We start from the raw sequence: 26,252 nt of genomic DNA on the forward strand, positions 1-26,252 counted from the left end.
ACAAATGATCGTAGTTTTTGATGTAGGTAATACTAATATTGTATTAGGTGTTTACCGTGGAAAAGAGTTAATAGACTATTGGAGAATCGCAACGGATAAGGAAAAGACATCTGATGAATATAGTATGGTTATTCATCAATTCTTTCAATATAATGGTTTAGACATTAATGATGTTGAAGATATTATTATTTCTTCAGTAGTACCAAACATTATGTATTCTTTAGAACATGCATCAAGAAAACTTTTTAATAAAGAGCCTTTAATAGTAGGACCTGGTATTAAGACAGGTATGAATATAAAATACGATAATCCTAAACAGGTTGGAGCAGATAGAATTGTTAATGCTATTGCTGCCTATGAAAAATACGGTGGGCCATTAATAATTGTAGACTTTGGAACAGCAACAACCTTCTGTGCTATTTCGGAAACGGGAGAATACTTAGGTGGTACCATTTCACCGGGGATTAAGATTTCAAGTGATGCACTATTTGAAAAAGCCGCAAAGCTTCCAAGAGTAGAACTTGTAAAGCCGGGAAAGGTAATTTGCAAAAATACTGTTAACAGTATGCAGGCTGGCATAATATATGGTTATGTTGGTTTAGTAGAGTATATTGTAAATAAGATGAAAAAAGAGATTAGGTGTAGCTCTTGTAGGGTAATTGCTACAGGTGGACTATCAACTTTAATAGCTAGTGAAACAGAAAGTATAGACACAGTAGATAAGTTTTTATCCCTAGAAGGCTTAAATATTATTTATGAACGTAACAAGGAAGACCGAATTGCATTAAACAATAAGAGCTGGGTGTAAACCTGGCTTTTATTGTTTATATTATATATAACTGCTTTTAGTGTATTTTTATTTATATATGCAACGTGGCAGAATCAAAACTGTCCTACTTAGTAACTGGAGGTAAAAAGTATGAAAATAGATAATGTGACTTTAGATAATCCTGTTTTCTTAGCTCCTATGGCAGGTGTAACAGACCTTTCTTTTAGATTAATTTGTAAAGAGATGGGATGCGGAATGGTATATATGGAGATGGTAAGCTCCAAGGGGTTATATTATGAAGATAAGAAAACTGAAGGATTACTAAAGATTCATCCAAAAGAAAAACCTGTTGCCCTACAAATATTCGGTTCAGACCCTAATATTATGTCGAAGGCTGCTTATATGCTCAATAATCGCGAAAATGCCATATTAGATATTAACATGGGATGCCCTACACCTAAAATAGTAAAAAATGGAGATGGTAGTGCACTTATGAAGGATGTTAAGTTGGCTGGGGAAGTTGTTAAAGCAGTGGTTAAGGAATCTGTAAAGCCAGTTACGGTTAAAATACGTAAGGGTTGGGATGAAAACAGTGTTAATGCAGTGGAATTAGCAAAGATTATTGAAGAAAATGGGGCAAAGGCTATAGCTGTCCATGGTAGAACAAGAGAACAATTCTACTCAGGTAAAGCTGACTGGGATATTATTAGAAGAGTAAAGGAAGCTGTAACTATTCCTGTAATCGGAAATGGGGACGTATTTACAGTAGAAGACGGAATCAATCTATTAAAAGCAACTAAATGTGATGGTATTATGATTGGTAGGGGGAGTCAAGGGAATCCTTGGTTATTTAAAAGATTAGTACAATATATGAAAACTGGTGAACTTATTTCTGAGCCTACTGCTAGGGAGCGGATTCTTATGGCACTAAAGCATATGGATCTAGTAATTGCACATAAAAGTGAATATATTGGAATTAAAGAAATGAGAAAGCATATTGCATGGTACTTAAAAGGTTTAAAGGGAACAGCAAGCCTAAGAAATAAGATTAATACAATTGGAACTAAAGTTGAAATGGAAAATGTTTTAATAGAATATTTGAATAGTGAAGGAATAGAAGTTTAAAATAGCATAACCTTCTGACAAAGGGCAATAATAGAAATATATTTTTTCTTGTCCAGGAGGTATTAAAGTGAAGAGAGTAGTTAGTATAAGTATCGGAAGCTCTAAAAGAGATCATTATGTGGAAACTGAAATAATGGGAGAAAAGTTTATTATTGAGCGTATTGGTACTGATGGTAGTATAGAAAAGGCAATTGATTTAATAAAAAGCATAGATGGTAAAGTTGATGCTATAGGAATGGGTGGTATTGATTTATATTTATGGGCAGGTAGGCGTTCGTATATTATTAAAGGAGCACTACCACTTAAGGAAGCAGCTAAGATTACCCCAATAGTTGATGGATCAGGATTAAAAAACACATTAGAAAAAAATGTTATTTATTATTTGCAACAAAATGAATACATTAATTTTAAAGAGAAAAGAGTACTAATCACTAGTGCGATGGATCGTTTTGGTATGGCTGATAGTTTAGAATGTTGTGGGTCTAATTTAACCGTAGGAGATTTAATATTTGCTCTTGGTATAAATATTCCTATACATTCATTAAAAAACCTACATAGAATAGCAGCGATAGTAGCGCCGGTTGCTTGTCGGCTTCCATTCCATATTTTATATCCAACAGGTGATAAGCAAAATAAAAGTATTTCAAATAAGTTTACTACATATTTTGATAGAGCTGAAGTTGTAGCAGGAGATTTTCATTATATTAAAAGATTTATGCCTATTAATATGAATGATAAAATAATAATTACGAACACAGTTACAAAAGAAGATGTAGGGCTTTTAAAAGATAGAGGAGCAAAACTGCTTATTACTACTACACCAGAATTTGAAGGTAGATCTTTTGGTACTAATGTAATAGAGGGAGTAATAGTTGCTATGCTTAGAGCGCAAGGGAAAGAAGGGACATTAAACGAATATGAGGAACTTTTGAGTAAACTTGACTTAAAACCTAGAATAGAATATTTAAATAAGAGTCAAGGAGTTATATAGCATTATGAAGGGTTTGTTTTCCCTTGACATTTAATAGTGACTATTCTATAATATGTACAATATATTTATCAGAATAATTAGCCCATAAAAAGGGGCTAAACTATTTTTTAAAGTTATTAGATGAATATTAATTCTTATAGATGCATATTAATTAAATTTTTCATCGAAAAAGGATAAAATTACTACATATATAAAAGTATAAAATGGTTATAAGAACATATATTATGAACTAATATCATAAGAATAAATATTAAATATATATTTTTAAATTTAGATCAATTAAGGATGAGGAGAGAGAGATTATGATGGCAGATAGAGAAGTTGTTTTAACAGCTCAGGGGTTAAAAAAGTTAGAGGACGAACTAGAATTACTTAAAACTGTAAGAAGAAAAGAAATAGCTGAAAGAATAAAGCAAGCAATTGCTTTCGGAGATATAAGTGAAAACTCTGAATATGATGAAGCTAAAAATGAACAAGCACAAGTAGAGGATAGAATAAATAGACTTGAAACCATGCTTCGTAAGGCGATTATAATAGACGAAGAAGATATTAATACAGATGTTGTTAGCATAGGTGCAACTGTACAAGTAAAGGACTTAGAATTTGATGAAGTAGTTGAGTATATGATAGTTGGGTCAACTGAAGCAGATCCGTATGAACTTAAAATATCTAATGAATCCCCTGTAGGTAAGACTTTATTAGGATCTAAAGTTGGGGATGTTGTAGAGGTGCAAATTCCAGACGGAATTACCAAGTACGAGATATTAAAAATTACAAGATAGTTTGGGGGAAACACTAGTGATGAATGAAGAACAAAATTTGAATGAGCTTTTGAAAATACGTATAGATAAGTTAAAGCATTTACAAGAAATAGGAAAAGATCCCTTCAAAATTGAAAAAGTTTATGTTACTCATTATAGTGAACAAATAAAAGAAGAATTTGAACAACTTGAAGGTCAAAATGTAACAATTGCTGGTCGTATAATGACCAAACGCGGTCATGGTAAAGCTAGCTTTGTTAATATTCAGGACAAAGATGGTCAAATACAGGCATACATTAGAGAAGATAGAATTGGAGAAGAAGATTATAATCTCTTTGTTACCTATGATTTAGGAGATATTATAGAGATAAATGGTGAAGTTTTCAGAACCAATAAAGGTGAAATTTCTGTAAAGGCTGGTCAAATTCGTCTATTAACGAAATCTATCCAAACATTACCAGAAAAGTGGCATGGATTAAAGGATCACGACTTAAGATATAGACAAAGGTATGTAGACTTAATAGTTAATCCAGAAGTAAAGAAAACTTTTATTACTCGCTCCAAAGCAATTAAGGCAATAAGAGAGTTTTTAGATAATAGAGGATATTTAGAGGTGGAAACCCCTATATTAGGTACTATAGCTGGGGGAGCTAGCGCTAGACCTTTTATTACCCATCATAATACATTGGATATAGATATGTATCTTAGAATAGCTACTGAATTACATCTAAAGAGATTAATCGTTGGTGGTATTGACCGTGTGTACGAAATTGGTAGGCTATTTAGAAATGAAGGAATGTCTATTAAGCACAATCCTGAATTTACAACAATTGAGCTGTATGAAGCTTATGCAGACTATAATGATATGATGGATATTACTGAAAATATCGTAGCCTATGCTGCTGAAAAAGCTTTAGGTACTACTAAAATTACTTACCAAGGACAAGAAATAGACCTTACCCCTCCTTGGAATAGAATGACCATGGTAGAGGCATGTAAACAATATGCTAATGTAGATTTCGATGAAATAAAGACTGATGAAGAAGCAATTGAAGTAGCTAAAAAGTTGGGAATTGAAATTAGACCCGGAATGAAAAAGGGACATATTATTAGTGAAGTATTTGAAGAGTATGGTGAAAAACATTTAATACAACCTACTTTCATAACTCAGCATCCAGTGGAAATATCACCTTTAGCAAAGCGTAATCCTGATAATCCTGAGTTTACAAATCGTTTTGAAGCTTTTGTTAACACTTGGGAAATTGCAAATGCTTTTTCAGAGCTTAATGATCCTATTGATCAACGTCAAAGATTTATGGACCAGTTAGTACAACGTGAATTTGGCGATGATGAAGCTCATATGTTAGATGAAGACTTTTTAAATGCTATAGAAGTAGGTATGCCTCCAACTGGTGGATTAGGAATAGGGATAGATCGTTTGATGATGTTAATAACAGATTCACCATCTATTCGTGATGTATTATTATTTCCTACAATGAAACCACTAGAGTCTAGCAGAGACTAACTATATATAAGAACATAATATAATCCTGCTGATGTTCTCTAGTTCAGTAGGATTATATTATTATAGCGAAAAAACAGAAAATATGTTGACAAGCTTAATGGAAAGTAGTATAGTAAATGAAGTCAACAAGATAAATTGAAACAAAAGCAAAAGCTTGAGGAAAATAAAACATTACAACAGCAATCCAAAAAATAAATTTTAAAAAGTTGTTGACATAATATTTTAGATGTGATATATTAAATAAGTCGCCGAAACAAGGCGGTAGGGCATAAGCCCTTAAAGAGGTCTTTGAAAACTAAACAGTATAGATTAAGCCAGCAAATAATAAATCCATCTTTAAAAGATGGTACCCAGAAATTTTATTTAAGAGTTTGATCCTGGCTCAGGATGAACGCTGGCGGCGTGCCTAACACATGCAAGTCGAGCGGAGTTATTTTCAGGAAGCCTTCGGGTGGAATGATTTTAACTTAGCGGCGGACGGGTGAGTAACGCGTGGGCAACCTACCCTGTACAGGGGAATAACAATGGGAAACCATTGCTAATACCCCATAATACCTTTTAGGGGCATCCCTAAAAGGTCAAAGAATTTCGGTATAGGATGGGCCCGCGTCTGATTAGCTAGTTGGTGAGGTAATGGCTCACCAAGGCGACGATCAGTAGCCGGCCTGAGAGGGTGAACGGCCACACTGGAACTGAGACACGGTCCAGACTCCTACGGGAGGCAGCAGTGGGGAATATTGCACAATGGGGGAAACCCTGATGCAGCAACGCCGCGTGAGCGATGAAGGCTTTCGAGTCGTAAAGCTCTGTCCTAAGGGAAGATAATGACGGTACCTTAGGAGGAAGCCCCGGCTAACTACGTGCCAGCAGCCGCGGTAATACGTAGGGGGCAAGCGTTATCCGGAATCATTGGGCGTAAAGGGTGCGTAGGCGGCCCTATGGGTCAGAGGTTAAAGGCTACGGCTCAACCGTAGTAAGCCTTTGAAACTGTAGGGCTTGAGTGCAGGAGAGGAGAGTGGAATTCCTAGTGTAGCGGTGAAATGCGTAGATATTAGGAGGAACACCAGTGGCGAAGGCGACTCTCTGGACTGCAACTGACGCTGAGGCACGAAAGCGTGGGTAGCGAACAGGATTAGATACCCTGGTAGTCCACGCCGTAAACGATGAGTGCTAGGTGTTGGGGGTCAAACCTCGGTGCCGCAGTTAACGCATTAAGCACTCCGCCTGGGGAGTACGTTCGCAAGAATGAAACTCAAAGGAATTGACGGGGACCCGCACAAGCAGCGGAGCATGTGGTTTAATTCGAAGCAACGCGAAGAACCTTACCTGGACTTGACATCCCTCGGACAGCTTTTTAATCGAAGCCTTCCCTTCGGGGACTGAGGTGACAGGTGGTGCATGGTTGTCGTCAGCTCGTGTCGTGAGATGTTGGGTTAAGTCCCGCAACGAGCGCAACCCTTGTCTTTAGTTGCCAGCAGTTCGGCTGGGCACTCTAGAGAGACTGCCGGGGATAACTCGGAGGAAGGTGGGGATGACGTCAAATCATCATGCCCCTTATGTTCAGGGCTACACACGTGCTACAATGGCCGATACAACGGGCAGCCAAGGAGTAATCCGGAGCGAATCCTACAAAATCGGTCCCAGTTCGGATTGTGGGCTGAAACTCGCCCACATGAAGTCGGAGTTGCTAGTAATCGCGGATCAGAATGTCGCGGTGAATGCGTTCCCGGGTCTTGTACACACCGCCCGTCACACCACGGGAGTCGGAAGCACCCGAAGCCAGCTATCCAACCTTTATTGGAGGAAGCTGTCGAAGGTGAAGCCAATGACTGGGGTGAAGTCGTAACAAGGTAGCCGTATCGGAAGGTGCGGCTGGATCACCTCCTTTCTAAGGAGAATTGGCAATCTATACTGTCTAGTTTTGAGAGACCTCTCTCACTAAGTATTATCAACATACTAGCTATATGCTAGAGGTTAGTAATGCTTTGATAAATAGTTCCTTGAAAACTACACAATGTTAGATTATGACCTAACCCGATTTGCAAAGCAAATCGAAGGTAGGTCAAACGCAATGAGCATCAAATTTGTGCGACCGTAAGGGAGTAAACAAATTTGTAATGCGAAACTGCGAATAGCATGGTCAAGCTAATAAGGGCAGAAGGCGGATGCCTTGGCACCAGGAGTCGATGAAGGACGTGGTAAGCTGCGATAAGCCTCGGGGAGATGCAAGCAATCTTTGATCCGGGGATTTCCGAATGGGGAAACCTACTTAGGTTAATACCTAAGTATCTATTACTCAATCAATAGGTAATAGAAGACATACCAGGGGAACTGAAACATCTAAGTACCCTGAGGAAGAGAAAGAAAAATCGATTCCCTAAGTAGCGGCGAGCGAAAGGGGATAAGCCCAAACCGATAGGGTTTTCTCTATCGGGGTTGCGGACCGGTCATATATGATGACTCATCGTAATAGAAGAGGTTTGGAAAGACTCACCATAGAAGGTAATAGTCCTGTACATGAAACGATGATATTCTAGACCGTGATCCAGAGTACCACGAGGCACGTGAAACCTTGTGGGAAGCAGGGGGGACCACCCCCCAAGGCTAAATACTACCTGGTGACCGATAGCGCATAGTACCGTGAGGGAAAGGTGAAAAGAACCCCGGAAGGGGAGTGAAATAGAACCTGAAACCTTCTGCTTACAAACTGTGGGAGCACTTTTTATGTGTGACCGCGTACTTTTTGTAGAACGGGCCAACGAGTTACGGTATGGAGCAAGGTTAAGCACCTATGGTGCGAAGCCGTAGGGAAACCGAGTCTTAATAGGGCGTCTAGTTTCATGCCGTAGACCCGAAACCGGGCGACCTACCCATGGTCAGGATGAAGCGGAAGTAAAATTTCGTGGAGGTCCGAACCGATTGACGTTGAAAAGTCACCGGATGAACTGTGGGTAGCGGTGAAATTCCAATCGAGCCCGGAGATAGCTGGTTCTCGCCGAAATAGCTTTAGGGCTAGCCTCGAGGTTAAGAGATACGGAGGTAGAGCACTGAATGGTCTAGGGGCCTTCACCGGTTACCAAAACCTATCAAACTCCGAATGCCGTTATCTTTTACTCGGGAGTCAGACTGCGAGTGATAAGATCCGTAGTCAAGAGGGAAAGAGCCCAGACCATCAGCTAAGGTCCCAAAGTATACGTTAAGTGGAAAAGGATGTGGAGTTGCATAGACAACCAGGATGTTGGCTTAGAAGCAGCCATTCATTCAAAGAGTGCGTAATAGCTCACTGGTCGAGTGATTCTGCGCCGAAAATGTCCGGGGCTCAAACGTATCACCGAAGCTATGGATCCGTAAGGATGGTAGGCGAGCGTTCTATATAGGTTGAAGCTGTACCGGAAGGAGCAGTGGACTGTATAGAAGTGAGAATGTTGGCATGAGTAACGAGAGGCAGGTGAGAATCCTGCCCGTCGAAAACCTAAGGTTTCCTGAGGAAGGCTCGTCCGCTCAGGGTTAGTCGGGACCTAAGCCCAGGCCGAAAGGCGTAGGCGATGGACAACAGGTTGAAATTCCTGTACCACCTAAAATCGTTTGAGAGATGGAGTGACACAGTAGGATAGGCTCAGCGCACCGTTGGTTGTGTGCGTCTAAGCTGGTAGGGAGTTAGAAGAGGCAAATCCCTTTTAACATTAATCCTGAGAAGTGATGGGGAGCGAAATTTAAGTAGCGAACTGGCTGATTCCACACTGTCGAGAAAAGCTTCTATCGAGATTTCTAGGTGCCCGTACCGCAAACCGACACAGGTAGGTGAGGAGAGAATCCTAAGACGATCGGGAGAACTATTGTTAAGGAACTCGGCAAAATGACCCCGTAACTTCGGGATAAGGGGAGCCGGTTTTGGTTAAAGATTTACTCTGTAAGCCTCAACCGGCCGCAGAGAATAGGCCCAAGCGACTGTTTACCATAAACATAGGTCTCTGCTAAGTCGAAAGACGACGTATAGGGGCTGACGCCTGCCCGGTGCTGGAAGGTTAAGGGGAATTGTTAGCATCTGCGAAGCAATGAACTTAAGCCCCAGTAAACGGCGGCCGTAACTATAACGGTCCTAAGGTAGCGAAATTCCTTGTCGGGTAAGTTCCGACCCGCACGAAAGGCGTAACGATTTGGGCGCTGTCTCAACAATAGACCCGGTGAAATTGTAATACCAGTGAAGATGCTGGTTACCCGCGACAGGACGGAAAGACCCCGTGGAGCTTTACTGCAACTTGACATTGGATTTCGGTGCTACATGTACAGCATAGGTGGGAGACTTAGAAGCTGGGACGCCAGTCTCAGTGGAGTCATCGTTGGGATACCACTCTTGTAGTACTGAAGTTCTAACCATAGACTGTGAATCCAGTCTTGGGACACTGTCAGGTGGGCAGTTTGACTGGGGCGGTCGCCTCCCAAAAAGTAACGGAGGCGCCCAAAGGTTCCCTCAGCACGGTCGGAAATCGTGCGTAGAGTGTAAAGGCAAAAGGGAGCTTGATTGCGAGACATACAGGTCGAGCAAGGACGAAAGTCGGGCTTAGTGATCCGGTGGTTCCGAGTGGAAGGGCCATCGCTCAACGGATAAAAGCTACCCCGGGGATAACAGGCTTATCTCCCCCAAGAGTCCACATCGACGGGGAGGTTTGGCACCTCGATGTCGGCTCATCACATCCTGGGGCTGTAGTAGGTCCCAAGGGTTGGGCTGTTCGCCCATTAAAGTGGTACGCGAGCTGGGTTCAGAACGTCGTGAGACAGTTCGGTCCCTATCCGTCGCGGGCGCAGGAAATTTGAGAGGAGCTGTCCTTAGTACGAGAGGACCGGGATGGACGCACCTCTGGTGTACCAGTTGTTCTGCCAAGAGCATCGCTGGGTAGCTAAGTGCGGAAGGGATAAGTGCTGAAGGCATCTAAGCACGAAGCCCCCCTCAAGATAAGATTTCCCACTCCGTAAGGAGGTAAGACCCCAAGAAGACTACTTGGTTGATAGGCCTAGGGTGTAAGTGCAGCAATGTACTTAGCTGATAGGTACTAATAGGTCGAGGGCTTGACCAATATATTCTAACATTGTATAGTTTTGAGGGAATTTTATGACCTAACCCAATTTATGAAATAAATTGATGGTAGGTTAAAGGCAATGAGCACCAAATTTGTATGACCGTAAGGGAATAAACAAATTTGCTATGCGAAACTGCAAAGTATTAAGATTCTCTTGAAAATTATTGACGAAGATGATACAATAAGAATCTAGTCAAAATATCGTGGCAATAGCGAAGGGGTCACACCTGTTCCCATACCGAACACAGTAGTTAAGCCCTTCAGCGCTGATGGTACTTGGCGGGAAGCTGCCTGGGAGAGTAGGTCGCTGCGATATATTTAAAAACACAGTTACATAAATTGTAACTGTGTTTTTTTATTTTTATAAGAATATCAATAAGAATCCTTCAATAGAATATATAAAGAGACTAATGTATATTAGTTAACATAACACATGGCAAAATAAGGATATAATATTCTCTATAAAATATAACATAAGTACCTTAAATTTAAAACTGAATAATGGTATAATAGTAACAAAGAATTGTGGAGAAATACTAGGGGGTATGAAAATGATATTTCAACAATTATTTGAATCAGGCATGTCTTTCGAAGTATTCGCTCCTAATAGTCAAGATGCGAATATAGAGAAGTTACTAGAAGTATATAATGGAATTGAACTTGACGAAGAATTGATTAGTAAAATTCAGTCAATAGATAAGCCAATATACATACTGGCCTTTGCAGAATTATGGTGTCCCGACTGTATTATCAATTTACCCGCTATAAAAAAGTTAAATGATATTAATCCAAACATCACATTTAGTATTTTGCCTAGAGAAGGTAATGAAAACTACATGGACAATTACAAAATAAGTGGAAAACCTAAAATCCCAACCTTTGTTGTACTAAATGATAGGTTTGAGGAAATAGGAGTATTTATTGAAACTCCAAAGATAGTTAAAGAAATTGTTAACAAGGGAAATCAAGTAGAGATTATTGTGGCAAAACGTAAGTACCGTAAGGGAGAATACATTAAAGATACTATAAAAGAAATTACTAATATAATAATGAAAAGAAATTAGGTTCAAAAAGGCAGCTGTGCTGCCTTTTTGATTGCTCAGGAAAGTATAAAATCGATACCATAGCATCAGAGGAATTTTTAAATTAAGCAAGAAAGTAAGATAAACATATATATTTCTAAATAACATATAAAAAATGGGCTAGAAAAGAGCTACAGTGGTGATATGTATTTTGACTTTAAGCATTACTGGTGCTACAATATTTAGTATATATTAACAAAAAGAAGTACCATATGTAGTTTATTTGGTGCTTTTTGTTGCTATTTTACACATTAGCAAGGAGGAGTTTTATGATACACGTGATAAAACGAGATGGCAGACCAGTTAAGTTTAACTCAGCTAAAATTATCAATGCAATTAACAAAGCTATGGCAGAAACAAAGATAGGTATTGATGAAAACTTGAGTGCAAAGATTACATCAGAAATTGAAGAAAAGATTAAAAGTGAGTCCGAGCCTATTCATGTGGAGGAGATACAAGATATTGTAGAAATGATGCTAATGTCTTCAGATAGAAAAGATGTTGCTAAACGATATATTATTTATAGAAATGAAAGAGCTAAGGTTAGAACCATGCAAAAAAACTCTGATGAAAAATTATTAACTGATGAATTTATTAGCAAATATAAACATCAACTTTCGCCGTTAAATCAATTAGGAAACTTTGTATATTACCGTACATATTCTAGATGGCTACCAGAGGAAGGTAGAAGAGAGTACTGGTGGGAAACCGTTAGAAGGGCAGTTGAATATAATTGTAGTTTAGTACCAACTAGAAGAGAAGAGGCAGAGAGGTTATTTGACAATGTTTATAACCTTAGACAATTTTTATCTGGAAGAACATTTTGGGTAGGTGGAACTTCTGTTGCTCAGAACTATCCTATGTCAAATTACAACTGTTCTTTTCTAGTTATTGATAGTTTTGAAGCCTTTAGAGATCTTTTTTACCTGTTAATGATTGGTTCAGGGGTAGGGGCTAGAGTTTTAAAGGATGATGTAAAAAACCTACCTAAAATAAGAACAGATTATGAAATTATACATAAGGATTACAGTCCTATACCATCAAATGGGAGAGAAGATAATACAAGTCTTCAGTTTTCATATAATAATACAGTTAAAATAACAGTAGGAGATAGTAAAGAAGGCTGGATACAATCTTTAGATTTCTTCTTTAAATTGCTATATAGCAATGAATATAGAAATATTAAAACAATTATTGTAGATTATGATCACGTTAGACCGAAAGGAGCAAAATTAAAATCTTTTGGAGGTACTGCTAGCGGACATTCAAGTCTTAAGAATATGTTCTATAAAATAGATAAAGTAATTAAAAATAATAAAAAAATAAATGGTTCTGGTAAAGTAAAGCTTAGACCAATCGATTGTTTAGATATTGCTAATATTATTGGAGAAAATGTTGTTGTAGGTGGAGTTAGACGTACTGCTGAAATGATTTTAATTGATGCTGACGATCAACAATGTATTGAGGCTAAATCTAATCTATACAAGCAGATAGATGGTCAATGGATAGTTGATGAAAAAATTATACATAGACAGATGAGTAATAACTCAATTTATTATACAAAAAAACCAACTCGTGAAAAACTTCATTGGCAAATACAGCAGATGCGTTATTCTGGTGAGCCTGGATGGGTTAATTCAGAAGCTGCAGCAAAGCGTAGACCTAATATGAATGGAGTAAATCCATGTGGAGAGATTCTATTAGATTCTCAAGGATTATGTAACTTAACTACAATTAATGTTTTGGCCTTTGTAAAAGATGATGGCACATTAGATTTAGAAGGTATTAAAGAAGCTCAAAGATTATCTGTAAGAGCAGGTTATAGAATGACCTGCGTAGAGCTAGAACTATCACATTGGGATCAAGTACAACAAAGGGATAAGCTAGTTGGTTGTTCAATGACAGGATGGCAAGACATGGTTAATGCTACATCTATGACAAGGGGAGAACAAGCTAAATTACTTAATATATTAAGAAAATCGGCACGAGATGAAGTGGATTTATATGCTAGGGAAATTGGACAAAATCCACCACTATTGGTGACTACTGTAAAGCCAGAAGGGACATTAAGTCAATTACCTACTGTATCTAGTGGTGTTCATTATTCTCATTCTCCTTATTATATAAGAAGAATAAGAGTTAGTTCTCATGACCCGTTAGTAAAGGTATGTGAGGAGTTAGAATATCCAGTTTATCCTGAGGTAGGGCAAGATTGGGAGACATGTTCTACTAAGGTTGTAGAATTCCCTGTTAAAGCACCAATAGGTAAAACTAAGTATGATATTTCTGCAATAGAGCAGTTAGAAAATTACAAGCTATTTATGGAAAACTATGTGGATCACAATTGTTCTATAACTGTTCATGTAAGAAACCAGGAATGGGAAGAAGTAGAAGAGTGGATATGGAATAACTGGGATGATGTTGTTGCACTTTCATTTTTGGCTTTAGAAGATAATTTTTATCAATTATTACCATACGAAGCAATTGATGAAGAGGAGTATAACGAAAGAATCAGTAAAATGAAGCCTTTTATACCTTCACTAATTAGCAAATACGAAAAACAGGAAATGGACTTAGATATTGGCGATGATGGCTGCGAGAACGGTATTTGTCCAGTAAGATAAAATAAAATTTGTTCGCTTTGCCTCAGAAACTTTATATCGTACTCAATTCTAAGCTTTGCTTAGAGTTTCAAGTACTCAAATAAAAGAAGCATGTGCAAGTATTTGCACATGCTTTGTTTCTATTTAGCCGCCCTAGCAGCATCTACTACTTTTTCGCTAATTATTTGAGGCACTTCTTCATATCGTGTAAATTCCATTGTAAAGCTACCTCTTGCTTGAGTCATTGATCTTAGGTCTGTAGCATATTTAAACATTTCAGATTGAGGCGCTTCTGCAACTACTAATTGCATTCCTTTTGGTTGTGGCTCCATGCCTAAAATTCTACCTCTACGTTTGTTTAAATCTCCCATTACATCTCCCATATATTCTTCAGGAATAATGACACTCACTTTTACAATAGGCTCTAGTAATACAGGTTTAGCTGCTTCCATACCTTTTTTGAAAGCTAATGATGCAGCAATTTTAAATGCCATCTCTGATGAATCTACGTCATGATATGATCCATCATATAGCGTAGCCTTAAGGTTTACTACAGGATAACCAGCAAGCACTCCTGTTTCTAGGCAGTCCTTTAGCCCTTTTTCTACTGCTGGTATATAAGACTTAGGAACAGATCCTCCAAATATTTCTTCTGCAAACTCGAAATCATTAGCAGCAGGTTCAAAACGAATTTTAACGTCTCCGTATTGTCCATGACCTCCAGATTGTTTTTTATGTTTTCCTTGAACATCTGATTTACCCTTAATAGTTTCACGATAAGGAACTTTAGGATCCTTAAGTTCAACATCTACTCCAAACTTATTTTTAAGTTTACTTGTAATGATTTTAACGTGTAACTCTCCTTGACCAAATATAAGAGTTTGTTTAGTTTCAGCATTTCTTTCAAATAAGAAAGAAGGGTCTTCTTCCGATAGACGCTGAAGTCCAGAACTTATTTTTTCTTCATCACCTTTTGCTTTTGGTTCAACACTTAAAGCAAGTTGTGGTTTAACAAAATCTATATTACTAAACACAATTGGGTGGTTAACACTACATAGAGTATCCCCAGTATTTGTATGCTGAAGTTTAGCAACAGCTACAATATCCCCAGCGGAAATTTCTTTTATATCAATTTGATTTTTTCCTCTTAATAAAAATAAGGAAGCAATTTTTTCTTTTTCATCTTTATTTGAATTTAATACTTCAGTATCTGATGTAAGTTTTCCTGAAATGACTTTTAAAATAGAGATTTTACCTACATATGGATCGACAACTGTTTTAAACACTTGCGCAGAGAAAGGCTGATTTGGTTCTAGAGTGCGTTCTACGATTTCGTCTGTATAAGGATTTGTTCCCTTCTTCGAAGGCATATCCATAGGTGATGGGGAGTAATCTATTAACATATCTAGTAAGGTGTGAGTGCCTATATTTTTCATAGAGGCTCCACAAAGAACCGGAACTATATCACCGTTAATAACACCTTTTCTAAGTCCGTCATGTATTTCCTGTTCGGTGAAGACTTCGCCTGAAAAGTATTTTTCTAATAAAGCTTCATCACTTTCAGCAACTGATTCTAATAATAGCTCTCGAATTGATTCAGCCTGAGGTAATAGTGCTTCTGGAATAGGCTTTTCTACACAATCCTTTCCGTTATATTCCCTAGCTATCATTTTTACAACGTTAATATTGCCTACAAAGTGCTCATTTTCTCCAAGTGGAATTTGAAATGGAGCAATTTTTTTGCCAAACTTTTCTCTTAAATCATTTAATACCTTATCAAAGTTGGCATTTTCACGATCCATCTTATTAATAAATATAAAAGTAGGTTTTTTACTATCTGCAATAAAGTCCCAAGCTTTTTCTGTTCCTACTTCTACTCCACTTGTGGCATCTACTAAAATAACTGTTCCACCAGCGGCTTTTAATGCACTTTGCACTTCTCCAATAAAGTCAAAATATCCAGGGGTGTCTAGAAGGTTAATTTTATAATTCTGCCATTCTATAGGGATAATGGATGTACTAATGGATATACTTCTTGAAGCTTCTTCTTTATCAAAATCAGAAATTGTATTTCCATCTTCAACTCTGCCCATACGATTAGTCAATTTTGCTGAATATAGAACTGCTTCTGCCAATGTTGTTTTACCACAACCTCCATGTCCTAAAAAAGCAATGTTTCTAATGTGGTCAGCTTGATACCCTTTCATGTCCCTTCCTCCTCGCTATTTGTGTAATAGATTTTAGATTAATAAAAACATTCTATATCTTTATTAAAAATCCTCTTTATTTTTAAAAAATTCTAAAAATACCTTTCTTAAAGGGGAATTATTAACAAATTCTTTAGTTTTAATTTTAAGGCATTACAATGATTGAGCTACTGCTGATAATATGTCCATAGTCTAATATATTTTTTTTGAACTAAATTATGTATTAAATTTATAGATGCAGGGTATAAAGTGATAAAAAGAGATAAGCTTTGAAATCTAGTAATTAATTTAGTTATCTGTTTAAATTTAATCAAATTGTGGAATTATTGTAATAGAGCATACTTGTAGATAAGTATAAGATTAATTATAATATTATAAAAATTTTAATATAAAGTATAATATGAGACTTAAGTTTTGGAAGTTTTTTATAGATAGGAGGGAAAATGAAATGCTTTGTGAAGACTGTAAGAGTAAAGATTCAACGGTACATATGACTAAGTTTATAAATGGTAAAAAAGAAGAAATAAACTTATGTGATGAATGTGCAAAGAAAAAGGAAATATCAAGTTTTGAAAATAATTTCTCAATACACAGTTTTTTAGCCAGTCTATTAGAAGGGAATACATCTCCAAGTGTAAATATTGCTTATAAACAAAATAAAAAATGTCCGCAGTGCGGATCTACATATAATGATTTTAAAGAAACTGGACGATTAGGGTGTAATATATGTTATGAGACTTTTAGTGATATGCTCACCCCTTTAATTAGAAGGATACAAGGTAACACTGTTCATGTTGGTAAAGTTCCTAAAAGATCAGGTGCTTCTATTAGGTTGAAGAATGAATTAAAAAGCTTAAAAGTCAAATTACAACAGTTAGTGGAGCAAGAGGAGTTTGAAGAGGCAGCAAAGATAAGGGATGATATTAGACGACTTGAAGGTGAAATTGATAGGATGTAGGAGGTGTTAATATGCCTAAATGGCTAAAGGGAATTGGACCAGAATCAGATATAGTTATTAGTAGTAGAACTCGCATGGCTCGTAATATAGAGTCAATACCATTTCCACACTATTTAAATGAAGAGAAGTCTCAAAATATTATAGATAAGGTATATACAACTATAAGCAGTGGTAATTTATCCCTTAAAAATGATTTTAGTCTAATTAGGATGAAAGAAAGTGACGTAATAGATAGATTAAACTATGTTGAAAAGCATTTAATTAGCCCTGCATTAGCTAGAAATACTTTAGGTGGTGCAGTACTAATTAACAAAGAAGAAACAATTAGTATTATGATAAATGAAGAGGATCATATTCGTATTCAATGCCTTTTGCCAGGGTTGCAGTTAGATAAGTGTCTAGATATAGGAGATAAAATAGATGACTTATTGGAGGAAAATATTAAATATACCTTCGATGAGCAATTAGGATATTTAACCTCCTGTCCTACTAATGTAGGCACTGGAATTAGAGCTTCTGTTATGGTTCATTTGCCTGCGCTTAGCTTAATCGGATATATTAACGGTGTTTTTCATATTGCCAGTAAAATAGGCCTTGCGGTTAGAGGTATCTATGGCGAAGGTACACAATATCTAGGGAATATTTATCAAATTTCTAATCAAGTGACATTAGGAGCATCTGAAGAGGAACTAGTTAATAATCTTCAGAATGTCACTCTACAGATTATTCAAAATGAAAGGGCAGCTAGGGAGAATTTATTAAAAACAAAAAGTATTGAATTGGAGGATAAGGTATTTAGGTCCTATGGAACTCTTAAACAAGCTAGACTACTGTCATCTAATGAAGCCATGCAATTGATTTCAGATGTAAAGTTAGGAGTTAACTTAGAGTTAATTAAAGAAGTATCTACAGAAAAATTAAATGAGCTTATTGCAATAATACAGCCAGGATATTTACAAAAATATTTTAAGTCAGAATTAACTGGTATTGAAAGAGATATAAAAAGGGCACAATTAGTAAGAGAAAGTTTATGATAACAATTTAGGAGGGGTTATATATGGCCATGTTTGGAAGATTTACTGAAAGAGCTCAAAGAGTTATTACTCTTTCCCAACAAGTGGCTCAACAGTTGGGGCATAGCTATGTAGGCACAGAACACTTATTATTAGCAATTATTAAAGAGGAAGAGAGTATTGCTGCTAAGGCACTAAAAAATCTAGGTATAGAAATTGAAAGCATACAGCAGATAATAGTAAACGCAATAGGTGTGGGGAATAAACCTGTAGAGTTATTGGGCTATACTCCGCGGACTAAAAAGGTTTTTGAACTTAGTGTTGCAGAGGCTAGAAATTTAAATCATAACTATGTAGGTACAGAACATTTGCTTTTAGGATTAATAAAAGAAGGAGATGGAATTGCATCTAAAATTCTAATACAATTAGGAGTAAATTTACAAAATGTTAGAGAAGAAGTACTAAAACTATTAAATAATGGTGGAACTGCTGGAACAAATAAGAAACCTTCAGTAGATAATAATAAAAATACACCTACTTTAAACCAATTTGGTCGAGATCTTAATGAGCTTGCTCGTGAAGGAAAAATTGATCCTGTAATTGGAAGGAGTAAAGAAATAGATAGAGTTATACAAGTGCTAAGCCGTAGAACAAAGAATAATCCTTGTCTAATCGGAGAACCTGGAGTAGGTAAAACTGCTGTAGCCGAGGGACTGGCACAAAAAATAGTAGAAGGTAATGTTCCTGAATTATTAAAAGATAAAAGGGTAGTCACTTTAGACTTAGCATCTATGGTGGCTGGAGCTAAGTATCGTGGAGAGTTTGAAGATCGATTAAAAAAGGTAATGGAGGAGCTACGCACAGCAACTAATGTAATATTATTTATAGATGAAATGCATACTATAATAGGTGCAGGTGCGGCAGAAGGGGCAATAGATGCAGCTAATATATTAAAGCCTGCTCTAGCTAGAGGAGAGATACAAGTAATCGGAGCTACTACATTAGATGAATACAGAAAGCATATAGAAAAGGATGCCGCCCTTGAGAGAAGATTCCAACCTATTACTGTTGATGAGCCAACAGTCGAAGATAGTATTAAAATACTAGAGGGATTAAGAGATAAATATGAGGCCCATCATGGAGTTAAAATTACCGATGAAGCTTTAAAAGCAGCCGCAGAACTTTCTGCAAGATATATTACAGATCGGTTTTTACCTGATAAAGCTATAGACTTAATTGATGAAGCTGCATCTAAGGTTAGAATATTTACAGTTACTACACCACCAGATTTAAAGGACTTAGAGGAAAAAATAGAGCAGCTTTCTAAAGAAAAAGAAGAGGCTATTAGTGTACAGGATTTTGAGAGAGCCGCTAAAATAAGAGACGAAGAAAAGAGAACAAATGAGGAATTAGAAGAAAGAAAAAATACTTGGAGAAATAAAGATAAAGAGGCTACAGTTTCTGTTGAAGAAATAGCTAATATTGTATCTGATTGGACAGGTGTACCTGTAAATAAGCTTCAACAGGAAGAATCTCAAAAACTACTTAATATGGAGGAAATCCTTCATAAAAGGGTAATAGGACAACAAGAAGCAGTAAAGTCCGTTGCAAGGGCGATTAGAAGGGCGCGAGTTGGACTGAAGGATCCTAAAAGGCCAATTGGTTCATTTATATTTTTAGGACCTACAGGAGTAGGAAAAACAGAATTATCAAAAGCACTGGCAGAGTCTATGTTTGGTGATGAAGACGCTATGATTCGTATTGATATGTCTGAATACATGGAAAAACATACAGTTTCAAGGCTTATAGGATCTCCACCAGGATATGTAGGATTTGACGAAGGTGGACAGCTGACAGAAAAGGTTAGAAGAAAACCATACTCTGTAATACTATTTGATGAGGTAGAAAAGGCACATCCGGACGTATTTAATATATTATTGCAAATATTAGATGATGGTCGGCTAACAGATGCTCAAGGCAGAACAGTAGACTTTAAAAATACTGTAGTTATTATGACTTCCAACGTTGGTGCTCATACTATTAGAAAGCAAAAAACTTTAGGCTTTACCGTTAATGAAGATGATTTTGCTAAAAATGAATATGAAAAAATGAAAGAAAATATTATGGAAGAACTTAGGAGAACCTTTAGACCTGAGTTTTTAAATAGGATAGATGACATTATAGTATTCCATGCATTAGAAAGAGAGCATATAGGAGAGATTGTAGACTTAATGCTAGAAGATTTAAGAAAGCGATTACAAGATTTAAATATTAATCTTGAAGTAAGTAATGAAGCAAAAGTATTTATTGCACATAAAGGTTTTGATGCACAATTTGGTGCAAGACCTCTAAAAAGGGCGATACAAAAAATGGTGGAAGATCAGCTATCTGAAGAATTATTAAAAGGAACTATTAAGTCAGGTAGCGACATATTAGTTGATTTATATGGCGATAAGCTTGTAATTAGACCTAAGGTAAGTTTATAAAATTAGATTATATAAAATATATTAGAAGCAGACCTATATGTCTATTCTTGATAAAATAAGCCGATTATAGGATTATAACCTAGGTCGGTTTATTTTGTTGTGAAATTTTTAAATGACCATAGTATATGAAGAAATTTAATTAATATAAAAGGAATTAACACAAAAATGAAGAATGATATAAATATATGTATACTTTACCAATATTAAGAAATAATTTAATGTATAATTTTAAGGCTAATAATCTTGAATTATTTAAAGAATTTACAAGAAAATCGGAAAAAGTAATGTTAGAACAGCTCCAAAAATTAGATATAAATGTTAATACATATATAAACTAGGACAGTTTAACTGTCCTAGTTTTATGTTACAATATAAGGATAGAGAAAATAGGAGCAGGTGATTATATGGCGAAGGTTAAGAGTAAGTTTGTATGTCAAGAATGTGGGTATGAGAGTGCTAAATGGTTAGGACGGTGTCCGGGATGTAGTAACTGGAATAGTATGGAGGAAGAGATAGTAGGAGGTAAAAAGGAATTTAAACGATCCCCTACAATAGTTAGTCAATCTAAACCTCAGCCTATTAAAGATGTCAAATCTGGTGCTTATGAAAGATATGATACTCAGATTAAAGAATTAAATAGAGTTTTAGGAGGAGGATTAGTAAAAGGATCTCTAACATTAATAACTGGAGAACCAGGTATTGGTAAATCTACTTTAATTTTACAGGCCAGTAGCACTGTTGCAGAAACCTATGGAAAAACCCTTTATGTATCTGGAGAGGAATCTGAGGAGCAAATAAAGATGAGGGGAGAAAGATTAAGCTCTCTTTCTGATAATTTATATATAGTTTCAGAAACAAATGTGGATGTTATTGAAAAGTATATTGAGGAGTACGAGCCCGTGTTTGTTATTATAGACTCTATACAAACATTATTTAAAGAAGATCTTTCTTCCGCCCCTGGGAGTGTTTCGCAGGTTAAGGAGTGTGCTAATAATTTAATGAGAATTGGTAAATCCAAAAATATTCCTATGTTTATAGTAGCTCATGTTACAAAGCAAGGTGAATTGGCAGGACCTAGGGTTTTAGAGCATATGGTTGACACGGTACTGCATTTTGAAGGAGAAAGAACTCAAGAGTTTAGAATATTAAGGGCTTTAAAAAATAGATTTGGTACTACTAGTGAAATTGGTGTTTTTGAAATGAGGGAAGAGGGGTTGGTTGAAGTTAGTAATCCTTCGGCTATATTTTTAGAATCATTAACTCCAGAGGCGGAAGGTGCTATTGTAGTTGCAACGGTTGAAGGCACTAGACCACTTTTAGTGGAAATACAAGCATTGGTAGCTCCTACTAATGCAGGTTTCCCAAGGCGAACTGCTGTAGGAATTGATCTAAACAGATTAAATTTAATTATTGCGGTTTTAGAAAAGAAAATAGGGCTACCTTTAATGAATCAAGATATTTATGTGAATGTAGTGGGAGGATTAAAACTCGAAGGAACCTCTGCAGATTTAGGTGTTGCTATGGCTATTTATTCTAGTATGCGAGGTGTACCTATTCCATCAAAGGAAATGGTTGCTATGGGAGAGATAAGCTTAACAGGAGAGCTAAGACCTATTAGTCAGCTAGAAAAAATGATGAAAGAAGCTGAAAAAATGGGATTCATAACTGCTATAATACCTGATAAAAATAAGTTTAAATTTGATGGGAATATTATGAAATATAAGGGCGTAAATACATTAAGAGATGCTCTAGAATTATTATCATAGGTTAATCTATTGTCATAATTATTAAAAAAAATAGGAATTGAGTAGGAAATTAGATAATATTACATTAATATGGTAGAATTTGTAGATTAATTGGAGAAATAATGTTAAAATTATTAATCGTAGGGGAAAATATTGATTATAGCTATGAATAGGTTGTAAGGGAGGCGTAAATTTTGAAAGAATCACGAATTGAAGAGGCTCAGTTATTTGAGGCCATTAAGATGGTAGCCCCCGGAACCCATTTAAGGGAAGGCTTAGAAAATGTATTAAAGGCGAAAACCGGTGCACTTATAGTTGTTGGTGATAGTGAAGATGTAAGAAGTATGATAGATGGAGGCTTTGCTATAAATGTAGATTTTTCTCCCGCATATCTTTATGAGCTATGTAAAATGGATGGAGCTATTGTTTTAAGTAGTGATAGTAAAAAAATTCTATATGCTAATACGCAAATAATGACAGATCCATCAATTTTTTCAGCAGAGACAGGCACGCGCCATAGAACAGCTGAAAGGGTGGCGAAGGCAACTGGACAAGTGGTTATTTCGATTTCTCAGAGGCGACATATTATAACTTTGTATAGAGGATATAGTAAGTATATTGTACAGGATACTAACAAAATTTTGACTAAAGCTAATCAGGCTATTCAAACCCTTGAAAAATATAAATCTGTATTGGATCAAGCTATGATAAATCTAAGTGCTTTAGAGTTTGAAGATTTAGTTACTGTATATGATGTAACTACTGTAATACAAAGAACAGAAATGGTTATAAAGATAGTACATGAAATAGAGAAGTATATTTATGAGCTAGGTAATGAAGGTAGACTAGTAAATATGCAGATGGAAGAGCTAGTAGCTAATGTTGTAGAGGACGGGAAGCACGTAATTAAGGATTATAATCTTAATTTAGAAGTTGAAGAGAGTAATATTCATAAGATGATCCATGGATTATCTTCAGAAGAATTGTTGGATTTATCCTCGATAGCAAAAATACTAGGATATGGTTCTAATGTTAATGCATTAGATATTGCAGTGTCTCCTAGGGGATATAGAATTTTAAATAAAATACCGAGACTTCCTTTAGCGGTAATTGATAATTTGTTAAAACAATTCGCCAGTTTTCAAAAAATACTTAAGGCGTCTACAGATCAATTAGATGATGTTGAAGGTATCGGAGAGGTTAGAGCTAGAGCTATAAAAGAAGGACTAAGGAGATTACAAGAACAAGTACTTTTAGACAGGCATATATAGGATAAAGGGGATGAAGAATTTCTTTATCCCCTAATATTTACAATTACAGTAGTCCATATTTTCCTAATGCTTTTACTTGAGAGGCATAGTTTGCTAACATATCATCTATGTTTATGTTAAATGAATTACACAGTGCTGTAATATAGAATATGGTAGTAGATATCTCTTCTTCTATCTTCTCTCTGCAAATATCACATAAATAGCCTTCTACATGATTTGACATATAATTCTTTAATTCTGAATATGAGATATCTTCTGGTATCCCTTGTTTCTGACTATGAATTTGAATACAACCACAGTGAGTAACGGATTTTGCCACCGCTCGATTAACTTTGGCACTACTTTCTTGAAGCTTACTTAAAATATCTAAAATACTTTTGTGCCTTATTAATACTTCATCCACTTGATCTTGAAATTGGTTAAAATAAAATTGCTCCATAAAGTCAACTCCTAAAGTCTTTTTATTGTTTAAGTAACGTATGAATTTCAACTATTGAGTATTTTTTTAAAAAGTGGTAGCTAGAACTATTTTAAGCACTTTGAAATCTAGAGTAGTTTTTAAGTGCACCATAAGTCGATGTGATAGCATCAGACGAATTTTAACTTAATTATACTTTTAGATACTTGTATTTGTCAATGTCGTAGAACAAAAATATATATTTAAATGCGAAACCTAAATATATTAAAAATATCTTAAAAAAATCTTAAAAAGTATTTGACAACTAATAATTCATATGATAAAATTATCGTTTTAGTTGACATATTTGACTATATAATGTATACTATAATAGATAACAAATCACCATTTTCTGGGAGGGTCAAATATGTTTAACATTGGAGAAAAAGTTGTCTATCCTATGCATGGTGCTGGTGTGATAGAATCTATTGAAGAGAGAGAAATTTTAGGTGAAAGAAGAAAGTATTATATAATGAGAATGCCTATTGGAGATATGAAGGTAATGATTCCTTTAGATCAGATGGATGATATAGGTATTAGAAAGGTAATTGATTCTGAGGAAATTGAAAATGTGCTAGATGTATTAGCTTCTGACACAACTAAAATGCATCAAAACTGGAATCGTAGATATCGAGCTAATATGGATTTGATTAAAACTGGAGATGTTTATGAGATAGCTGAAGTTGTAAGAAATTTAACATTAATGGACAAGGAAAAAGGACTATCTACAGGAGAGAGAAAAATGCTTAGCAACGCAAGACAAATTTTAATTAGTGAACTTGTTCTTGTGGCTGAATTATCAGAAGAAGAAGCATCTAATCTTGTTGAATCGGTTATCTTACAACAAACTGTGCCAGATACAGTTTTGTAAAAAACTTAACTTAGTAGTTATGCTTTTATTGAATGTATCTATGGAAACTTCATTTTGAAAGATATATACAAAAGAAGTTTCCTATTAGTTTATAAAAATTATTTAATTATTTATTGTATTTGCTTTTAAAAACAATAAAATGGGGCATAATGGATGAATAGGAGGTGGTCTAATGATAAATAAAATAATCCGAGGAATTTTGACAATACTCGGTGGCGTAACGGGTCTTGCATTATATGTGTATGTTGCTAATGCTATGGCTTTGGTGAATATCGCCAATGATCTTAAAAGTTATATAATAGGAATTATAATTGCTTCATTAACAAGTGGTAGTATGTTATTTATTTTATCACCTTGGTTAATTAATCAGGGTAGAAACACTGCTAATTGGATAGAGAGGGAACTTGCTAAGGTTCCTACTGTAGACGTTGTTTCAGGATCTATAGGACTAATAATTGGACTTATAATTTCTTATTTAATTACCAACCTAATTACTAGCATTATACCGATCCCTTTACTTAGCTCTATTTTGTCTACCTTAATCTATATATTTATGGGTTATCTTGGTATAAAGATTGCAACTAAGAAAATGGGAGAACTACCTAATAATATTCAAGCTGTGTTTAAGAAAAATTTATTAAAAGAACGTAATGCTAAAAAAGAAAATCAAGGATGTCCTAAGGTTTTAGATACTAGTGTAATTATTGATGGTAGAATTGCTGATATTTGCAAAACTGGATTTGTAGAGGGGCCTTTAATAATTCCAGGCTTTGTATTAGAGGAGTTAAGGCATATAGCTGACTCATCTGATGCATTAAAGCGTAATCGTGGAAGAAGAGGATTAGATATTTTAAATATGATTCAAAAAGAATTAGATATTGAAGTGAAAATGTATGAAAAAGATTTTCCAGATATTGCAGAAGTAGACTCTAAATTATTAAAGCTTGCTCAAGTATTAGATGGCAAGGTTATAACTAATGATTATAATTTAAATAAGGTAGCTGAGTTTCAAGGTGTGCCAGTCCTGAATATTAATGAGCTAGCCAATGCGGTAAAACCTGTAGTACTGCCTGGGGAGGAAATGCTTGTACAGGTAGTGAAGGATGGTAAGGAATCTGGCCAAGGGTTAGCCTACTTAGATGATGGTACAATGATAGTTGTAGAAAGTGGTAAAAAATATATAGGCCAAACTATAGATGTATTAGTAACTAGTGTATTGCAAACAGCAGCTGGTCGTATGATTTTTGCAAAACCAAAGGCATTAGTTGATAAATCTGCATAGAATAAAAACTTAACTAATATTGAATTTT

Annotated in this window: 17 protein-coding genes and 3 rRNA genes; 18 read left to right on the forward strand and 2 right to left on the reverse strand. The window is 35.8% G+C overall.

Annotated features, from left to right (window positions below; genetic code table 11):
- Positions 1–4: 4 nt before the first annotated feature.
- The 10 genes from HYG84_RS07860 (at position 5) to nrdJ (ending at position 13,955) form a co-directional block, all read left to right on the forward strand.
- Positions 5–808 carry a type III pantothenate kinase gene (locus HYG84_RS07860; RefSeq protein WP_212381865.1) on the forward strand — a complete coding sequence of 268 codons (804 nt, stop codon included), beginning with the start codon at positions 5–7 and terminating at the stop codon, positions 806–808.
- Between the two features lie 111 nt (positions 809–919).
- On the forward strand, positions 920–1,894 hold the full coding sequence (gene dusB, locus HYG84_RS07865) for a tRNA dihydrouridine synthase DusB (protein WP_212381866.1): 975 nt from the start codon (positions 920–922) through the stop codon (positions 1,892–1,894).
- 67 nt (positions 1,895–1,961) lie between these two features.
- Positions 1,962–2,885 carry a quinate 5-dehydrogenase gene (locus tag HYG84_RS07870; protein WP_212381867.1) on the forward strand — a complete coding sequence of 308 codons (924 nt, stop codon included), beginning with the start codon at positions 1,962–1,964 and terminating at the stop codon, positions 2,883–2,885.
- Between the two features lie 302 nt (positions 2,886–3,187).
- On the forward strand, positions 3,188–3,667 hold the full coding sequence (gene greA, locus HYG84_RS07875; protein WP_212381869.1) for a transcription elongation factor GreA: 480 nt from the start codon (positions 3,188–3,190) through the stop codon (positions 3,665–3,667).
- Between the two features lie 19 nt (positions 3,668–3,686).
- A complete protein-coding gene (lysS, locus tag HYG84_RS07880) occupies positions 3,687–5,171 on the forward strand; it encodes a lysine--tRNA ligase (protein ID WP_212382125.1) in 1,485 nt (494 codons plus the stop codon).
- 359 nt (positions 5,172–5,530) lie between these two features.
- Positions 5,531–7,059, forward strand: a 16S ribosomal RNA gene (locus HYG84_RS07885).
- A gap of 250 nt (positions 7,060–7,309) precedes the next feature.
- Positions 7,310–10,246 (forward strand): 23S ribosomal RNA (locus tag HYG84_RS07890).
- Positions 10,247–10,448: 202 nt separating this feature from the next.
- Positions 10,449–10,565, forward strand: a 5S ribosomal RNA gene (rrf, locus tag HYG84_RS07895).
- The 16S, 23S and 5S rRNA genes sit together here, the layout of an rRNA operon.
- Before the next feature lie 235 nt (positions 10,566–10,800).
- Positions 10,801–11,313 (forward strand): thioredoxin family protein, encoded by a 513-nt coding sequence (locus HYG84_RS07900; RefSeq protein ID WP_212381871.1) that lies wholly within the window; start codon positions 10,801–10,803, stop codon positions 11,311–11,313.
- Positions 11,314–11,600: 287 nt separating this feature from the next.
- Entirely contained in the window at positions 11,601–13,955 is a 2,355-nt protein-coding gene (gene nrdJ, locus HYG84_RS07905) for a ribonucleoside-triphosphate reductase, adenosylcobalamin-dependent (RefSeq protein ID WP_212381873.1), read from the forward strand.
- 119 nt (positions 13,956–14,074) lie between these two features.
- Here the strand turns inward: nrdJ and fusA are convergent, their stop codons facing one another.
- Entirely contained in the window at positions 14,075–16,141 is a 2,067-nt protein-coding gene (fusA, locus tag HYG84_RS07910; protein WP_212381874.1) for an elongation factor G, read from the reverse strand.
- Between the two features lie 448 nt (positions 16,142–16,589).
- Here fusA and HYG84_RS07915 point away from each other — a divergent pair, with 448 nt between their 5' ends.
- The 6 genes from HYG84_RS07915 (at position 16,590) to disA (ending at position 23,614) form a co-directional block, all read left to right on the forward strand.
- Positions 16,590–17,099 (forward strand): UvrB/UvrC motif-containing protein, encoded by a 510-nt coding sequence (locus HYG84_RS07915; RefSeq protein ID WP_212381876.1) that lies wholly within the window; start codon positions 16,590–16,592, stop codon positions 17,097–17,099.
- 11 nt (positions 17,100–17,110) lie between these two features.
- Positions 17,111–18,133, forward strand: coding sequence for a protein arginine kinase (locus HYG84_RS07920; protein ID WP_212381878.1), 1,023 nt, complete (start codon positions 17,111–17,113; stop codon positions 18,131–18,133).
- 23 nt (positions 18,134–18,156) lie between these two features.
- On the forward strand, positions 18,157–20,598 hold the full coding sequence (locus HYG84_RS07925; protein ID WP_330655607.1) for an ATP-dependent Clp protease ATP-binding subunit: 2,442 nt from the start codon (positions 18,157–18,159) through the stop codon (positions 20,596–20,598).
- 185 nt (positions 20,599–20,783) lie between these two features.
- A complete protein-coding gene (locus HYG84_RS07930) occupies positions 20,784–20,936 on the forward strand; it encodes a hypothetical protein (RefSeq protein WP_212381880.1) in 153 nt (50 codons plus the stop codon).
- A 66-nt stretch (positions 20,937–21,002) separates the two neighbouring features.
- Positions 21,003–22,364 carry a DNA repair protein RadA gene (gene radA / locus HYG84_RS07935; protein ID WP_212381882.1) on the forward strand — a complete coding sequence of 454 codons (1,362 nt, stop codon included), beginning with the start codon at positions 21,003–21,005 and terminating at the stop codon, positions 22,362–22,364.
- Positions 22,365–22,537: 173 nt separating this feature from the next.
- Positions 22,538–23,614: a DNA integrity scanning diadenylate cyclase DisA gene (gene disA, locus HYG84_RS07940; RefSeq protein WP_212381884.1), complete on the forward strand. Its 1,077-nt coding sequence runs from the start codon at positions 22,538–22,540 to the stop codon at positions 23,612–23,614.
- Positions 23,615–23,657: 43 nt separating this feature from the next.
- Here disA and HYG84_RS07945 read toward each other — a convergent pair whose 3' ends face one another.
- Positions 23,658–24,053, reverse strand: a complete 396-nt coding sequence (locus HYG84_RS07945) for a DUF1573 domain-containing protein (RefSeq protein ID WP_212381886.1) — start codon at positions 24,051–24,053, stop codon at positions 23,658–23,660.
- 385 nt (positions 24,054–24,438) lie between these two features.
- Between HYG84_RS07945 and HYG84_RS07950 the strand changes: the two genes are divergently transcribed.
- Positions 24,439–24,942, forward strand: a complete 504-nt coding sequence (locus tag HYG84_RS07950; RefSeq protein WP_212381888.1) for a CarD family transcriptional regulator — start codon at positions 24,439–24,441, stop codon at positions 24,940–24,942.
- 172 nt (positions 24,943–25,114) lie between these two features.
- The gene (locus HYG84_RS07955; RefSeq protein WP_212381890.1) at positions 25,115–26,224 is read left to right on the forward strand and encodes a PIN/TRAM domain-containing protein; all 1,110 of its coding nucleotides are present in this window, start codon (positions 25,115–25,117) and stop codon (positions 26,222–26,224) included.
- The last annotated feature ends 28 nt before the right edge of the window (positions 26,225–26,252 follow it).

It is taken from the genome of Alkaliphilus sp. B6464, assembly GCF_018141165.1.
Taxonomy (GTDB): domain Bacteria; phylum Bacillota; class Clostridia; order Peptostreptococcales; family Natronincolaceae; genus Alkaliphilus_B.

Coding starts and splice junctions, on each gene's coding strand:
- HYG84_RS07860 (WP_212381865.1), top strand. CDS start 5: ATGATCGTAGTTTTTGATGTAGGTAATACTAATATTGTATTAGGTGTT.
- dusB (WP_212381866.1), top strand. CDS start 920: ATGAAAATAGATAATGTGACTTTAGATAATCCTGTTTTCTTAGCTCCT.
- greA (WP_212381869.1), top strand. CDS start 3,188: ATGATGGCAGATAGAGAAGTTGTTTTAACAGCTCAGGGGTTAAAAAAG.
- lysS (WP_212382125.1), top strand. CDS start 3,687: ATGAATGAAGAACAAAATTTGAATGAGCTTTTGAAAATACGTATAGAT.
- HYG84_RS07900 (WP_212381871.1), top strand. CDS start 10,801: ATGATATTTCAACAATTATTTGAATCAGGCATGTCTTTCGAAGTATTC.
- nrdJ (WP_212381873.1), top strand. CDS start 11,601: ATGATACACGTGATAAAACGAGATGGCAGACCAGTTAAGTTTAACTCA.
- fusA (WP_212381874.1), bottom strand. CDS start 16,141: ATGAAAGGGTATCAAGCTGACCACATTAGAAACATTGCTTTTTTAGGA.
- HYG84_RS07915 (WP_212381876.1), top strand. CDS start 16,590: ATGCTTTGTGAAGACTGTAAGAGTAAAGATTCAACGGTACATATGACT.
- HYG84_RS07920 (WP_212381878.1), top strand. CDS start 17,111: ATGCCTAAATGGCTAAAGGGAATTGGACCAGAATCAGATATAGTTATT.
- HYG84_RS07925 (WP_330655607.1), top strand. CDS start 18,157: ATGGCCATGTTTGGAAGATTTACTGAAAGAGCTCAAAGAGTTATTACT.
- HYG84_RS07930 (WP_212381880.1), top strand. CDS start 20,784: ATGTATACTTTACCAATATTAAGAAATAATTTAATGTATAATTTTAAG.
- radA (WP_212381882.1), top strand. CDS start 21,003: ATGGCGAAGGTTAAGAGTAAGTTTGTATGTCAAGAATGTGGGTATGAG.
- HYG84_RS07945 (WP_212381886.1), bottom strand. CDS start 24,053: ATGGAGCAATTTTATTTTAACCAATTTCAAGATCAAGTGGATGAAGTA.
- HYG84_RS07950 (WP_212381888.1), top strand. CDS start 24,439: ATGTTTAACATTGGAGAAAAAGTTGTCTATCCTATGCATGGTGCTGGT.
- HYG84_RS07955 (WP_212381890.1), top strand. CDS start 25,115: ATGATAAATAAAATAATCCGAGGAATTTTGACAATACTCGGTGGCGTA.